Source organism: Halococcus hamelinensis 100A6, from assembly GCF_000336675.1.
Taxonomy (GTDB): Archaea; Halobacteriota; Halobacteria; order Halobacteriales; family Halococcaceae; genus Halococcus; species Halococcus hamelinensis.
On the sequence record NZ_AOMB01000041.1, the window covers coordinates 69,580 to 83,858 of the forward strand.

The window sequence follows — 14,279 nt, forward strand, 5'->3', positions numbered from 1 at the left end:
GTGGCGGCCGGGAACCAAACCCTCATGCCCGACGATTCCTGAGAGTGGCCAATGGTTAGCGCGCTGGTCTGGGTGCTCGCTGGAGTTCTTCTCTACACCGTCGTCGCGACGGCGGCCTCGACGCGGGGGCTCTTGCCCGATGCGGTGCGGGTCTCGGGACCGATCACGACGATCCACACCCAGCGCGGCAAGGCGTTCTTGAACTGGCTCGCGGGGCCAAAGCGGTTCTGGCGGGCGTGGGCCAACGTCGGCGTCGGGATCACGCTGGTGATCATGGTCGGGGCGTTCGCGACCGTGATCTTCAGCGCGGTCCGGATCTTCGAACAGCCCTCGTCGACCCTGATCACCCAGCCCCAGGACGCGCTCGCGATCCCCGGCGTGAACTCGTTCCTGCCGCTCTCGGTCGCGCCCGAGATAATCTTCGGGCTCCTCGTCGGGCTGGTGGTCCACGAGGGCGGTCACGGCCTGCTCTGCCGGGTCGAGGACATCGAGATCACCTCGATGGGGCTGGCGCTGTTCACGTTGATCCCCCTCGGCGCGTTCGTCGAACCCGACGAGGAACAGCAGTTGAAGGCCGAGCGCGGCCCCCAGACCCGGATGTTCGCCGCGGGCGTCACCAACAACTTCGTGCTCACCGTGGTCGCGTTCGCACTCCTGTTCGGCCCGGTGGTTGGGTCGATCGCGGTCGCGCCCGGCGTCGCGGTCGGCGGCGCGCTCCCCGGAACGCCAGCGGCGAACGCCGGGATCGAGAGCGGCGACGTCATCACGGGCGCGGCGGGGCAGAACGTCTCGAACGAGAGCGACCTCGCGGCCGCCCTCGACGACGCGAACCGTTCCGTCGAGGTCACGCTGGACGACGGGAACACGACCACGGTCCAGCGGTCGGTGGTTGTCACCGCCGCGACGCGAGGTGGCCCGACGGGGCTCGGGACGAACGAGTCCAACTCGACGACGATCGCGGCGGTCAACGGGACGCCCGTCGCGACCGAGCAAGGGTTCGAGAGCGCGCTCCGAAACCACACGGTGGCGACCCTCCGGACCACGAACGGCTCCACGACGACCGCACCGATGGGGGCCTACGCGACGCGGATGACCCCGAACGGACCGCTGGCGAACGCGACCGACCAAGGCGGGGAGCCGGTCGTCGTCACTCGGTTCGCCGGCGAGCGGGTGACGAACACCACGACGCTCAGCGACATGCTCGCCGACACCCAGCCCGGCGACACCGCTCGGGTCGAGGCGTTCGTCGAGGGTGAGCGCACGACGGCGAACGTCACCCTGGGTGAGAACCCACAGACCGGGGTCGGGCTGCTCGGTGTGGACCTCCAGCAGGGGACGAGCGGGCTGGTCGTGGACGACTTCGGGATCGATAGCTACCCCGCCGGCGCGTATCTCGACATGCTCGGCGGTGGATCCGGCGGATCGTCCCCGCTGGTAGGGGTCTACACCGCGCTCATACTGCCGCTCGCCGGCATCGCGCTCCCGCAGCTCGGCTACAACTTCCCGGGGTTCGTCGGGACGAACATCGACTTCTACACCGTCACGGGACCGCTCTCGTTCCTCGGCGACGGGGTGTTCGCGCTGGCGAACCTCCTGTTCTGGACCGCCTGGATCAACCTCAACCTCGGTTTCTTCAACTGCATCCCGGCCTTCCCGCTCGACGGCGGCCACATCCTTCGGACCAGCACCGAGGCCGTGGTCTCACGCCTCCCGGTGGGCGGCCGCCGGGCCCTGACGGGAGCGGTGACCACCGCGGTGAGCGTCACGATGCTCGCGGCGCTCGTGGTGATGATCTTCGGCCCGTCGCTGCTCTCGGGGTAGCCGGCCGACTCACAAGACCCTTGTCCGCCACGGCCCTCCGTCCGGCATGGACCGACGGAGACCGCCACGAACCGAGGAGGGCTGGTACGTGCTCCACGATTTTCGGACCGTCGACTGGGACGCGTGGCGCGACGCACCCGAGCGCGAACGCGAGGCCGCCATCGAGGAGGGGGCCGAGTACCTCGCGAGCCACGAGGCCGTCGCGGACGCCGACGCGGGCGGGTCGGCGACGTTCAGCGTACTCGGTAGCGGGGCCGACCTCCTCGTGCTCCACCTCCGGCCGTCGATGGCCGACCTCGACACCGCCGAGCGCCGGTTCGAGACCACCGCGCTCGCCGACTTCACCGAGCAGACCGACTCCTACGTCTCGGTGACGGAGGTCTCGGGCTACATGTCCGAGGAGTACTTCGAGGGCGAGGAAATAGAGGACTCGGGGATGGCGCGCTACATCGAGTCGCGATTGAAGCCCGAGATCCCCGACGCCGAGTACGTCTCCTTCTACCCGATGGACAAGCGCCGCGAGCCCGAGTACAACTGGTACGACCTCCCGTTCGACGAGCGCGCCGACCTCATGAGCGGCCACGGCGACATCGGCCGGGAGTACGCGGGCAAGGTCACCCAGATCATCACGGGCTCCGTGGGTTTCGACGACCACGAGTGGGGCGTGACCCTCTTCGCCGACGACCCCACCCAGATCAAGAAGCTCCTCTACGAGATGCGCTTCGACCCGTCGAGTTCGCGCTACGCCGACTTCGGCCGGTTCCGATTCGGCCGGCGCTTCCCGCCCGCGGACCTCGACGCGTTCCTCGCCGGCGAACCGGTGCCGGCCGAGGGCGATGCGAGCGGGACCGACGCCGGCCACCCACACGGCGACGCCGGCGACGGTCACCATCACGGCGGGTCGAGCGAGACCGACGATGAGGAGGGAGAGGACATGCGGAGTGCGCTCGCCGAGGAGGGTATCTACGCCGGCCAGCCCCACGGCGAGGACGTCCACGCGGTGGTGGTCTACTCCGAGGCCGACCCGGACGAACTCGCGGAGGACGTGGACGGCCTCCGGGGTAACTTCGAGCACTACGATACCCACGTGAAGACCGCGGTCTACGAGCCCCACGAGGCGCGTGACGCCTCCGATACGAGCGGTGAGATCGCGAGCCGAGGCGGCAACGCGGCGGTCGCGAGCATCTGGGAGACCGAGAGCGCCGCCGAGACCGCGAGCGGCTTCCTCTCGGACCTCCCGGGGGTCGTCGCCCGGGCCGAGGCCGAGGAGGGCGAGGCGGTCGACGCGGGGAGCGGGTTCGGCACGATGGGGATGTTCTACACCACCAAGCCGGCCCACCGCGGGGCGTTCGTCGACCGATTCGAGACCGTCGGCGACCTCCTCGCGGAGATGGAGGGCCACCGCGAGACCGACCTCCTCGTGAGCCGCGACGACGAGAACGACATGTTCATCTCCAGCCAGTGGCGCTCGCGCGAGGACGCGATGGAGTTCTTCCGGAGCGAGGCGTTCCGCGAGACCGTCTCGTTCGGTCGTGAGGTCCTCGACGACCGCCCGCGACACGTCTTCCTGACGTAGCCGAACGGTTCCGCGAGCGCCCCGCGGATTCGGAACGACCGTTCAGCGGTCGTCGGCCGTGCCGAACCCGGGACGGTCGTCGACGAGATCCCCGACGTCGTCGAGTTCGGCTCGGAGGCGTTCGACGCCGGGTTTTTCGGTCCGTGAGTGGTTCGCGAGCACCCGAATTCGCTCCTCGCCGACCGGCACGAACCCGCAGCCGAGTTTCCCGGCGGTCGCCCGCAGACCGAGCCCGGCGTCGGCGTCGCCCGCGACCACGCGACGCGCCGGGCTCTCGTGGGACTCGACGGCGAAGTCGAACCCCTCGATGGCGTCGACGAGGTCGTGGCGGTCGACCCCGCGCTCGTCGGCGAGGTCGGCGAGCGCGTTCCCGAGGCTCGTTCGGAGCCCCGAGGTCGTCGAGCGGTTCACGAACCGATGGTCGCGGTCGACGAGGTCCGCGAGCCCGCCGATCCCCGCCGGGTTCCCCGCGGGCACGACCAGTCCCCACTCGCGAGTCCAGCCGCCGAGTTCGGTTCCGGTTTCGACCTCTTCGGCCGCCGAAACGACCGCGAAGTCGGGCACGTCGTCGCGGAGCCGCCGCCGACCGACCCGGCTCCCGTGGCCGAGGTAGCGCGGGCGGTCGAGGCGGTCGAGCAGCCGCGAGAACAGCGGGTCGTCCTCGCCGACGCCGAAGACGGTCGGCGGGCGCACGTCGGGCGAGAAGAGTTCTACGGAAACCCGCTCGTCGCGGTCGAGGTAGGTGACGTCGGCGGGCATCTCGACGATCCCGTCGGCCTCGACGAGGCTGGTGGTCGCGCCGCTGCCCTTGTCCACCGGATAGACGAGCGTCTCGCCGTCCCCGTCGGTTACGAGGCCGACGGGAACCAGCCGGTGGCGGCCCTCGTCGTGGCGTTCCCGGACCGCCATCCGGCCCTCGACGGTCGCGCTCGGCGGGTCGGCACGCCCCGCGGCGCGGCGGATGGCGGGCGCGACGAACGTCCGGAAGATCGAGAGCGCCGAGACGGGATAGCCCGGCAGACCGATGTAGGCCGAGCCATCGGACGCAGGCTGTGTGTCCGAGCCATCCGAGTCCGCCGTGGACCCGGCCCCGGAGCCGGGACCGCCGAGCCGTCCGACCAGCATCGGCTTGCCGGGCTTTATCGAGACCCCGTGGAGGAGGAGGTCGCCCTGCTCTTCGATCACGCGATAGACCACGTCGACGGCGCTCGCGGAGGTCGACCCCGAGGACAAGACGAGGTCGCACTCGTCGGCGGCCTCCCGGAGGGCGCGCTCCATCTCGGTCATGTCGTCGCCGGCGTGGGGGTAGACGACCGGCTCGCCGCCGGCCTCCCGCACCCCCGCCGCGACGGCGTAGCTGTTCACGTCGTAGATCTGGCCGCGACCGCTGTCGACGGTCTCGCCTGGTCTGACGAGTTCGTCGCCGGTCGAGACGATGCCCACCCGCGGCTTCGCGCGGACCGGGACCTGGTCCACCCCGAGCGCCGACAGCAATCCGATCTCGCGCGAGGTGAGCCGGGTACCGGGCCCGAGCGCCCGCTCGCCCGCCGCGATGTCCGCGCCCGCCGCCATCACGTTCTCGCCCGGCGTCACCGCCGTTCGGACGAGGAGCGTATCGCCGTCCCTATCAGTCCGCTCGACCGCCACCATCGCGTCGGCGTCGGACGGCATCACGGCTCCGGTGGCGATCTCGACCGCCTCGCCCGCGTCGAGGTCGACGGCCGGGCGCTGGCCCGCTTCGACCGTGCCGACCACCGTGACGGTCGCCGGGTCGGCCTCGCTCGCGCCGAACGTCTCGCGGGCGTGGAGCGCGTAGCCGTCGAGCGCCGAGCGGTCGAAGCCGGGGACGTCGAGGCCCGCATCGACGCGTTCGGCGAGCACCCGGCCGTCGGCTTCGTCGAGGTCGACCGTCTCGGTTCCGGGGTCGAGGTCGAGGGATTCGATGGCGGCGTGGGCCTCCTCGACCGTGGCGAGGTCGCGGAACTCCTTGCGCTCACTCACGGCAACCGCCCCCAGTGTTCGACCGCCACGGATTCGTCGGCCGGGATCCCCTCGCGTTCCTCGGGGACGACGACCCAGCCGTCGGCGAACGCGACGCTCGATAGCGCGCCCGCGCCGCTGGCCCGGGTCGGCACCGCCGTCCGCTCCCCTTCGGTCTCGTCGAGACGGACCCGCACGAACGTTCGCGTGCCGACGTCGCTTCGGACCTTCCGGTCGAGCCGCGCGGTCGTCGTCGGGAGTGGGTCCGGCGGCAGCCGCCCGGCACGTTTCAGCGCCGGGCGGAGGAGTTGAACGGCACCGACGATACAGGAGACCGGATAGCCCGGCAACAGCAGTACCGGCGTGTCGTTGACGACACCGAACCCGACCGGGTGGCCGGGTTTGAGCCCGACCCCGTGGACGAGCAGTTCGCCCGCGTCCTCGACGACGGCCGGGAGCAGGTCGCGCTCGCCGACCGACGACCCGCCCGCGGTGACGACGAGGTCGGCCGTGGTATCGCGCTCGATCGCCGCCCGGAGCGCGGCGTGGTCGTCGGTCACCACGTCGCGATAGGTCGCGCGCCCGCCCCAACGCTCGACGTACCGCGAGACCGTGAGCCCGTTCGTCTCGACCACCTCGCCCGGGCCCGGGTCGGCCTGTACGAGCTCCTCGCCCGTCGGGATCACGCCGACGGTTGGCCGTTCGTAGACCGTGACCTCCCGGAGCCCGACGGACTTCAACAGACCGAGGTCGGCGGGACGGAGGCGGTGGCCGGCGTCGTAGAGGTGTTGGCCCGCCGCGACGTCCTCGCCGGCCGGCGCGACGTTCTCGCCCTCGGCGACGGCCGCGGTGACTTCGATCTCGTCGCCGACCTGCTCGGTGTGTTCGACCATCACCACCGCGTCCGCCCCGTCGGGCAACGGGCTTCCGGTGTGAACCCGCACCGCGGCGTCGGGGCTCGGTTCGTCGGCGATCCGAAGCGGAGCGGGCGAGCGCTCGCTCGCCCCGAAGGTCTCGGTCGCGCGGACCGCGAAGCCGTCCATCGCGGCGCGGGTGTAGTGGGGGACGTCGCGCGCCGCGTCGATCGGGTCGGCGAGCACGCGGCCGTCGGCGGCGTCGAGGCGGGTGGTCGTGGTCCGCTCGACCAGCGCGACGCGTTCGAGGAGACGGTCGTGGGCCGCGTCGAGGCGGGTCAGGCGTTTGAACCCGGCCGGTTGGCTCATGGCACCCCTCGGTGACGGGGCGCAAAAACGTCTGGCGTTAGTGGAGGCCCGCGACCAGGATGGTGTCCCGGCGGACGACGAACTCCGGAACCGGCGACCGGTGGAAGTCGACGGTGAGGCTGGCACAGCCACCGTGGTCGGCCCGGAGGTCGACGCGAAGCGTCTCGTCGCCGGTGCCCGTGATGACGGTGCGCTGGCTGTCGCCGGCGACGGTGTGGCGGCCCTCGGCGAGCACGGTGTCGCCGCCGGCGATCCGGACGTCGAGGTCGTGGGTCGTATCGTCCTCGTTGCGGAGGAGCACGGCCGGGGAATCCGGGGTGTCGGGAGAAGACGGGTCGGTGGTCGCGGTACGGTTCTCGTGGGAGGTCTGCGTCATCGTCTTCATGATGTGGCGTAGCGCACATGAAGCAAGTCGATCGTTGCCGATCGTTTCGAGGGTTTCGAACCGTTTCAAACCGTTTCGGACGGCGATTCGGGGAATCTTCGGGTTCGAGCCGCCGCTATCGCGGGCTTTTTCGCCCCGGCGATAGTAGGCGTGCTATGTCGCTGTCAGACGCGCTGGCGAACCTCCCCGAACCCGTGTTCGCCGACGGCTACGAGTCCGAGACGGCGTACCTCCTCGTGGTCGACCTGCCGGGCGTGACCGACGAGACGCTCGACGTACGGGTCGAGCGGGGTCGCCTCCACGTCGAGGCGCGACGAGCGAAGACCCCGCCGACGGCCTTTCGGTACCGCCGCGAGGACCGCCCGCTGTTCGTGGAGTTCAGCCTCCCGCTCGTCCCCCGCATCGACGAGACCGGGATCGAGGGGAGCCTCGACCACGGCACGCTCACCCTCACCCTCCCGAAGCGCGAGGCCACGGCGACCTCGATCCCGATAACCACCGACGGCCAGTGACGGGGCGAACGTGAACGTCCGGGCGTACGGGCGGTTCTTCGTCGTCCTCCGGCAGTTCCTTCCCCTCATACTGGCGTACCTCCGCGACCGCCGGCGGTTCCTGGTCTTCGGCGGTCAGCGGCGGGTCACGGGCGAGATGCGAACCGAGCGCGCGCGGATACTGCTGGATTCGCTGCTCACCCTCGGGCCGACGTTCATCAAGCTCGGTCAGATCCTCTCGACCCGGCCCGACGTCCTCCCCGGCGAGTACGTCGCCGAGCTCACCAAACTCCAGGACGAGGTGCCGCCCGCCGAGTGGGCCGAGGCCCGGCGGGTGATCGAGGCGGAGTTCGGGTCGACCGAGGCGGCGTTCGACTCGTTCGACACGGACGCCATCTCGGGGGCGAGCCTCGGGCAGGTCTACCGCGCCGAGTTCGAGGGCGAGGCCGTCGCGGTGAAGGTCCGCCGGCCCGGGATCGTCGACCTCGTGGAGGCCGACCTCAAGGTGGTGAAGTGGAGCCTCCCCCTCGTGATCCGGTTCATCGGCGAGGCGCGGTCGTTCTCGCTCGAAACCCTCGCCGAGGAGTTCGACAAGACGATCCACCAGGAGCTCGACTACGCCCGCGAGGCACGGATGCTCGAGGAGATCAAGGGCAACTTCGCCGACAACGACGAGGTCCGGATCCCCGAGGTCGTCGGGGAACGCTCGACCTCGCGGGTGCTCACGATGGAGTACGTCTCGGGGACGAAGGTCACGGCGGTCGACGAACTCGACGCGATGGGGGTCGACCGGACGGCGCTCGCCGAGCGCCTCGAACGGGTCTACCTCCAGATGATCGTCGACGACGGGGTCTTCCACGCCGATCCCCATCCCGGGAACCTCGCGGTGAAGCCCGACGGAACCCTCGTGTTCTACGACTTCGGCATGAGCGGCCGGGTCGACCCCTACATCCAGGGCAAGATCATCGAGTTCTACATGGGGATCGCGAACCAGGACATCGACGCGATCCTGGATGCACTGGTCGAGATGGGCACCCTCAGCCCGGAGGCGGACCGCGAGACGATGGGGAACGTGATGGAGCTCGCGATCCAGGACGTCCGCGGCGAGGAGGTCGAACAGTACCGCGTCCAGGAGGTGGTGAGCCAGGTCGAGGACACCATCTACGAGTTCCCCCTCAGGCTCCCGGCCAACCTCGCGCTCGTGCTCCGGGTGGCGACCGTCGTCGAGGGGGTCTGTGTCACGCTGTCGCCGAACTTCGATTTCATCTCGGTCGCCACCGACTACCTCGTCGAACAGGGCTACCGCGAGGAGGGCATCCGACAGTTCCTCGAAGGCCGGAGCGAGGAGGTCCAAGACCTCGCGCGCGCGGCGGTCCGAACGCCGCCGAAGATGGAGCGCCTGCTCGACCGCCTCGACCGCGAGGACATCGTGCTCCACACCGACATCGAGGACACCGACAACCTGCTCGACACCCTCGCGAACCGACTGATCTTCGGGGTGCTCCTCGCGGTTGGGGTGCTCTCGACGACCCTCCTCTACGCGACCACGGACCTCCTCGCGACGGGCGTGGCGGCGGCGTTCTCGTTGGTGGTGGCGTTCTACCTCGTCCGGTCGTTCCGCGAGTCGACGCCGGTGGCGGACACCGCACCGGAGTTCACGCGCCAGGGGCTGAGCCAGCCACCCGGCAGAGGAGGGAACGAACGGAACGGGCAGAGCGGCATCGAGGCGATGGCGCGGACCGGGAGCGACACCGAGAACGACCCCGACGCCGAGTCGATCGCCATCGAGCGCGAGTCCGACGACTCGGAGCGATGACGACGAGAGAGGAGTGCGTCAGCCGCGATTTGAACGCGGGTCATCAGCATGGGAAGCTGAGGTGATACCAGGCTACACCACTGACGCGCACACGTCGATCGCACCACGAGCCCCATAACGATGACGGTCCACACCACGACACCGGTCGGCCGTCCACGAGGTTTTCGGGGACGACGCGCTTCTCGATGGGATCAGAACGTTTTTATTCGTACCGACCACCCATCCGATAGACTGGCATTGGGACCAGTCTGGGAACTCCAACGAAGGGTGATGCCACGCAACGGGTTCTCCTCTTTTGATACAACCCTTCGAGCGGTGCCGCCGTCGGTTCGCTCCTGACTACACCGAGTCGAGTCGCTCGCGACCGCGCGCCTCGTGAAGCCGCCACAGCGTCTCGGTCGCCGTCCCGTCGAACCGCAGCGGCCGCCGCCACCACGGTCCCTTCCCCGAATCGCTCGATAGGTCGGTCACGAGTTCGTTGGCGTCGACGCCCGCCGTCGGTGCGGAGAGGGGTATCGCGCGGTCGTAGAGCCCCGAGCCGTCCGGATCGCCCGCGAGCAACACCCGCGCGTCGAACGTCTCGCGCTTGCAGTGGGCGTTGGTGGCGAATCGCTCGCGCTCGGACGCCGGGAGGGCGCGGTACTCCTCCCCCGAGATGGGGTCGGCGGCGAGCTCGAACCCACCGATCAGATAGGCACCCCAATCGGGAGGCTGTCGGGCGGTCGGCTCGCCGACCATCGAGAGCGTGGCGTAGAACGAGACGAGGTCGCCCGCGTCGAGGTCGAGGAGGGGACGTGCCTTGACGCCGAAGGGGTCGCCGTAGGTGTAGCGCTCGCCGAAGGGGTACTCCGCGAACTCGGGGTCGAGGTGGACGGGCGAATCGAGCGCGTCGTTCGGGATGGCGGTTTCGAGGTCGAGGTCTCGGTAGGTCGGAACGGGTTCGGCGACCGGTTCGGGTTCGGGGATCGGGACGAACTCGAAGCGGCCGTCGGGGTGGACCGGCCCCCGAACGCCCGGCGCGTTGGTGTTGGCTCCGACGTTGATCGCGACGGCACGCGGCATGGAGGAGGGTGACCCGGTACCGACTCAGTTCTGTCGGTAGCCGGTCCGTATAGCGAAACCCGCCCCGGGTCGAAATCGAACGAACGATCCGCAGGCAATGGGGGACGGTATATATACATACGGAGAGTTCATGGAGATGGCTTTTATTCCCCGGTTGTCGAATGAGACTATCACGCTATGACCCAACGTTTCCCCTCACCCAGCGGCGGCCCGGCGGAGACGGTCACCTCGACGCCAGCCACGCCGTCCGGGTCGGCCGATGCCCGGCAGCGCCACGCGCTCGCGTATCTCTCGCGCTTCGAGTATCCCGTCGAACTCCGGACGCTCGCGGCGTACGTCGCGGCCGACGAGGGGAACGTTCCGGTCGAAGCCGTCGACGACCGGGCACGCGAGGAGACCGCGATCGCGCTCCACCACATCGACCTCCCGCACCTCATCGACGTCGGCGTGGTGGCGTACGACCCCGAGAGCCGGATGGTCGTCGCGACCGAAACCGCGCCCATAGGGCGGTACGTCGACGTCACCGACGGATTTCGCTCGTTCGATCCCGCCTGATCACGTCGGCGGGCTGCGGTCGCGGCCGAACTCGTCGAACTCGTCGAGGTCCTCGGGGAGGTCGGTCGCCAGCCGTCGCTCGTCGCGGCGGTCCTCGTTCGCGTTCTCGATCGGGTCGGCGACCGACTCCCAGCCCGGTTTCACCCGCACCGACTTCGCGGGCGTGCCGACCGCGACGTGGTGGTCGGGGACGTCACGCTGGAGCAGGGACCGTGCGCCGACCATCGCGTTCTCGCCGACCCGGACCCCCGCCCTGACCATCGAGTCGTAGCCGAGGCGCGCGTCGTCCGCGATGAGCGTGTGGAAGTTCGTGATTTCGGTCTGGTCGACGATGTCGTGGTCGTGGCTGTAGACGTGTGAGTCGTCGGCGATGCTCACCCGCGAGCCGACCGTGAGCCGCCCGCGGTCGTCGAGATGGACGTCGTCGTGGACGACGGTGTTGTCGCCCATCTCGATGTTGTGGCCGTAGGTCATCGTGATCCCTTTGAACAGTCGGAGGTTCTCGCCGGCCTCGGCGAAGAGGTGGTTCGCGAGCATCGCCCGGAAACGGAGCGCGAACTCGACGTTATCGGCCATCGGCGTGGCGTCGAACTGCCGCCAGAGCCACTGGAGGTGTTTCGAGCGCTCGAACGTCTCCTCGTCCTTCTCGGCGTAGTACTCGCTTTCGAGCGTTGCGTTACAGGGGTCGTAGCCCTGGAGGCGGACGCGTTCGGCGGCCGACACCGCGCCGTCCTCCCGAAACCGTCGGTAGGCGTCGTCGTCGCCGTAGAGGCCCGCGAGGGTTTCGGCGACCACGTCGCAGGTGTCCTCGGGGCCGGACAGTCGGTCGTCGACCTCGGTCAGAAACGTTTCGAGTCCCGCGTCCGCTGCCGGCGGCAGCGTGACGTGGCGCTTTGTCATCGCGCGCGCTATGGCTTTGTCACATTTGACTCCGCGGGTTCGGGCGAACGGGCGGGAAGGAAAGCACCCTCAGGCGGGTTCCTCGGCGCGTTCCTGGATCAGGTCGCGGAGGTCGTCGGGGTCACGGATGGCGTCGATCTCCTCGCGTTCGATCAGCGCGGTGCCCTCGACGGCGTCGCGCTTCGAGCGGTCGACGACGTAGACCGACCGGGTTCGCGTGACGGTCCCGAGCGAACTCATGATCCGGGCGCGCTTCTCGGCGGTCGGGGTGAACGCCGAGTTCCCCGTGAGGACGTTCTCGGCGGTGCCGTCGTCCTCGCTCACGGTGGTGAACGGCGCGCGGGTCGTGGGGTGGACGTTGAACCCCACCCTCGTCAGCACGGCGACCAGCGAGTCCTCGGCCGAGTGCGATTCGGCCTCGTCGTCGTCCGCGAGCGCCTCCGGGCTCTCGAAGACGTCGACGGGGTTCGCGAGCGGCGCGTCGAGGAGGTCCTCCATCCGCGCGGCGACCTCGACGGAGGCGTTCATGCCGTCCTCGTACTTCGAGACCGTTCGCCGCGAGACCCCGAGTTCGGTGGCGAGCCGACCGAGGCTCCAGTCGCGGTCCTCGCGCTCGTCGGCGAGCACCTTCCCGTCGATGTTGACGTAGAGCCCGCCCGGCGCGGCGTAGATCATCGGCGGGACGTCCTCGACGAAGAGGTCGAGCGCGGTGTCGGGACTCAGCACCGGGACCCCGTGGCGGAGGTACATCACGCCGGGTTTGAGGTCCTCGTCGCGGGTTCTGAGGCCGATCACCATCGGGGTGGCGTCGAGGAAGCCACCGAGGCGTCGCATCTCTATCCCTGTGCGCCCGTCGAACGCGTCGATGTTCCCGAGGATCTTCACGAGCAGGAGGCTGTCGTCGCGGCGGGCGGCGACGTCGAAGCTCTTCGGCCGCACCGCACACCGCTCGCTCACGAGAAAGCCCGCGTCCTCGAGCATGGCGGTCACGTTGCCGACCAGCGCGGACCGTGACATACCCGTATCTAAGTGCACGTACCCATATATGGATTGTGGCGACGGGGACCCGTCCCGTCCGTCGATCTCGGTTTCGAACGACGATAGAGCTAAATACGATGGTCGATCCGGAACGGGGTTGTCGGACGGGGGCGAAACGATCCCGTGACGCTCATCGGGTTCGACGACACCGACTCGCGCGAGGCGGGGATGTGTACCACCTATCTCGCCGCGCGGGTCGCCGAACGGATACGGGCGGCCGGCGGGACCGTCGAGCGCCTGGTCCTCGTTCGGCTGAACCCCGCGATCGAGCACAAGACCCGTGGCAACGCCGCGCTCTGCGTCCACACCGACCTCGACAGCGCGGAAGCCGTCGCCATCGCCCGCGACGCGGTCGAGGCGCTCGCCGTGACCGACGACCCGCGGACGAACCCCGGGCTGGTGGTCGCAAATGGGGAGATTCCCGACTCCGTCGTCGAGTTCTCGCGGCGCGCGCTCCGGGAACGGCTCGACGTCGACGAGGCCGAGGCGCTCGTCGAAGCCGCCGGCTATCGACACGCCGGTTGGAAGAACGCACGTGGCGTGGTAGGGGCGCTCGCGGCGGTCGGGGCCTGGGCGGCGTTCGACGACTGGACCTACGAGCACATCGCCTACCGTGAAGCCCACCGGCGTGGCACGCCTCGCGAGTTCGACCACGAATCGGTGTTCGAAGCGGCGGATCGCGGTTACCCGGCGGTCTGGGACACCGTCGACCGCGGGGAGGGGACGGCGGTCTGCGTACCGCACGCGCCCGGCCCGATCCTCTACGGGATTCGAGGCGACGACCCGGAAACGGTACGGACGGTCGCGGCGGGGATCGAGAGCGAACCGGTGGAACGAACCGCGCTGTTCGTGACGAACCAGGGCACCGACGCCCATCTCGCGGATGGATCGATGGGTGAAGCGTGGGACGGACGAGCCTACCGTCTCGACGGGACCGTCGAATCCGCGCCCGAGACGCGACGGGGTGGACACGTCTTCGTCGAACTCCGCGACGGCGAGACCTCGCTCCCGTGCGCCGCGTTCGAGCCGACGAAGCGGTTCCGCGACCGGGTGCGCGCGCTCCGGGTCGGCGACCGGCTCACCGTCTGCGGCGAAGTGTCGGACGGCACCCTCAAACTCGAGAAGTTCGCGGTTCGCGACCTCGTGGAGACGGAACTCGTGGTGCCCGAATGTCCCGAGTGTGGGCGCTCGATGGAGAGCGCCGGCCGGGACCAGGGCTATCGGTGTCGTCGGTGCGGGACCGACGCACCCGGAAAGGTCGACCGGAAGCTCGATCGAGGGCTCGAACCCGGCTGGTACGAGGTGCCGCCGTGTGCCCGCCGTCACGTCGCCAAACCCCTCGTTCGGGGCGGATTCGACGCGCCGACCCATCCCGAGCGGTGAGCGAGAGACCGACCACGACCCCCGCGAGCCGTTAAGGTCGTTCACCGCG

Annotated in this window: 12 protein-coding genes and 1 tRNA gene; 6 read left to right on the top strand and 7 right to left on the bottom strand. The window is 69.6% G+C overall.

Annotated features, from left to right (window positions below):
• Window positions 1–51: 51 nt before the first annotated feature.
• Window positions 52–1,821: a site-2 protease family protein gene (locus C447_RS14370; protein ID WP_007695175.1), complete on the top strand. Its 1,770-nt coding sequence runs from the start codon at window positions 52–54 to the stop codon at window positions 1,819–1,821.
• A 46-nt stretch (window positions 1,822–1,867) separates the two neighbouring features.
• The gene (locus C447_RS14375; RefSeq protein ID WP_007695178.1) at window positions 1,868–3,397 is read left to right on the top strand and encodes a heme-binding protein; all 1,530 of its coding nucleotides are present in this window, start codon (window positions 1,868–1,870) and stop codon (window positions 3,395–3,397) included.
• A gap of 42 nt (window positions 3,398–3,439) precedes the next feature.
• Here the strand turns inward: C447_RS14375 and C447_RS14380 are convergent, their stop codons facing one another.
• The 3 genes from C447_RS14380 to C447_RS14390 are packed head-to-tail and all read right to left on the bottom strand — an operon-like array spanning window position 3,440 to window position 6,985.
• Window positions 3,440–5,398, bottom strand: coding sequence for a molybdopterin biosynthesis protein (locus C447_RS14380; protein WP_007695179.1), 1,959 nt, complete (start codon window positions 5,396–5,398; stop codon window positions 3,440–3,442).
• Window positions 5,395–6,600: a molybdopterin molybdotransferase MoeA gene (locus tag C447_RS14385; protein ID WP_007695180.1), complete on the bottom strand. Its 1,206-nt coding sequence runs from the start codon at window positions 6,598–6,600 to the stop codon at window positions 5,395–5,397. The genes C447_RS14380 and C447_RS14385 overlap by 4 nt, the downstream gene beginning before the upstream one ends.
• Window positions 6,601–6,637: 37 nt before the next feature.
• On the bottom strand, window positions 6,638–6,985 hold the full coding sequence (locus C447_RS14390) for a hypothetical protein (protein WP_007695181.1): 348 nt from the start codon (window positions 6,983–6,985) through the stop codon (window positions 6,638–6,640).
• A 155-nt stretch (window positions 6,986–7,140) separates the two neighbouring features.
• On the opposite strand from C447_RS14390, the gene C447_RS14395 reads away from it, so the two are divergent.
• Both C447_RS14395 and C447_RS14400 read left to right on the top strand, forming a co-directional pair.
• On the top strand, window positions 7,141–7,497 hold the full coding sequence (locus tag C447_RS14395) for an Hsp20/alpha crystallin family protein (protein WP_007695183.1): 357 nt from the start codon (window positions 7,141–7,143) through the stop codon (window positions 7,495–7,497).
• A 10-nt stretch (window positions 7,498–7,507) separates the two neighbouring features.
• Window positions 7,508–9,292 (top strand): ABC1 kinase family protein, encoded by a 1,785-nt coding sequence (locus C447_RS14400; protein WP_007695185.1) that lies wholly within the window; start codon window positions 7,508–7,510, stop codon window positions 9,290–9,292.
• A gap of 14 nt (window positions 9,293–9,306) precedes the next feature.
• Here C447_RS14400 and C447_RS14405 read toward each other — a convergent pair.
• Together C447_RS14405 and C447_RS14410 are read right to left on the bottom strand one after the other, a co-directional pair.
• Window positions 9,307–9,379 (bottom strand) — tRNA-Gly (locus C447_RS14405).
• Between the two features lie 252 nt (window positions 9,380–9,631).
• Complete coding sequence (locus C447_RS14410; RefSeq protein ID WP_007695187.1) at window positions 9,632–10,354, bottom strand: Nmad3 family putative nucleotide modification protein; 723 nt, start codon at window positions 10,352–10,354, stop codon at window positions 9,632–9,634.
• Window positions 10,355–10,531: 177 nt separating this feature from the next.
• On the opposite strand from C447_RS14410, the gene C447_RS14415 reads away from it, so the two are divergent.
• Window positions 10,532–10,909, top strand: a complete 378-nt coding sequence (locus C447_RS14415; RefSeq protein ID WP_007695188.1) for a DUF7344 domain-containing protein — start codon at window positions 10,532–10,534, stop codon at window positions 10,907–10,909.
• Here the strand turns inward: C447_RS14415 and C447_RS14420 are convergent, their stop codons facing one another.
• Both C447_RS14420 and C447_RS14425 read right to left on the bottom strand, forming a co-directional pair.
• Window positions 10,910–11,809: an acyltransferase gene (locus C447_RS14420; RefSeq protein WP_007695190.1), complete on the bottom strand. Its 900-nt coding sequence runs from the start codon at window positions 11,807–11,809 to the stop codon at window positions 10,910–10,912.
• A 69-nt stretch (window positions 11,810–11,878) separates the two neighbouring features.
• Window positions 11,879–12,826, bottom strand: a complete 948-nt coding sequence (locus tag C447_RS14425; protein ID WP_007695191.1) for a transcriptional regulator — start codon at window positions 12,824–12,826, stop codon at window positions 11,879–11,881.
• Window positions 12,827–12,970: 144 nt separating this feature from the next.
• Between C447_RS14425 and C447_RS14430 the strand changes: the two genes are divergently transcribed.
• Window positions 12,971–14,230, top strand: coding sequence for a tRNA(Ile)(2)-agmatinylcytidine synthase (locus C447_RS14430; protein ID WP_007695192.1), 1,260 nt, complete (start codon window positions 12,971–12,973; stop codon window positions 14,228–14,230).
• The last annotated feature ends 49 nt before the right edge of the window (window positions 14,231–14,279 follow it).

Excerpts from the sequence above, each read along its gene's own strand:
- C447_RS14420 (WP_007695190.1), bottom strand. The coding sequence starts at position 11,809 with ATGACAAAGCGCCACGTCACGCTGCCGCCGGCAGCGGACGCGGGACTC.
- C447_RS14395 (WP_007695183.1), top strand. The coding sequence starts at position 7,141 with ATGTCGCTGTCAGACGCGCTGGCGAACCTCCCCGAACCCGTGTTCGCC.
- C447_RS14410 (WP_007695187.1), bottom strand. The coding sequence starts at position 10,354 with ATGCCGCGTGCCGTCGCGATCAACGTCGGAGCCAACACCAACGCGCCG.
- C447_RS14415 (WP_007695188.1), top strand. The coding sequence starts at position 10,532 with ATGACCCAACGTTTCCCCTCACCCAGCGGCGGCCCGGCGGAGACGGTC.
- C447_RS14390 (WP_007695181.1), bottom strand. The coding sequence starts at position 6,985 with ATGAAGACGATGACGCAGACCTCCCACGAGAACCGTACCGCGACCACC.
- C447_RS14385 (WP_007695180.1), bottom strand. The coding sequence starts at position 6,600 with ATGAGCCAACCGGCCGGGTTCAAACGCCTGACCCGCCTCGACGCGGCC.
- C447_RS14375 (WP_007695178.1), top strand. The coding sequence starts at position 1,868 with ATGGACCGACGGAGACCGCCACGAACCGAGGAGGGCTGGTACGTGCTC.
- C447_RS14370 (WP_007695175.1), top strand. The coding sequence starts at position 52 with ATGGTTAGCGCGCTGGTCTGGGTGCTCGCTGGAGTTCTTCTCTACACC.
- C447_RS14425 (WP_007695191.1), bottom strand. The coding sequence starts at position 12,826 with ATGTCACGGTCCGCGCTGGTCGGCAACGTGACCGCCATGCTCGAGGAC.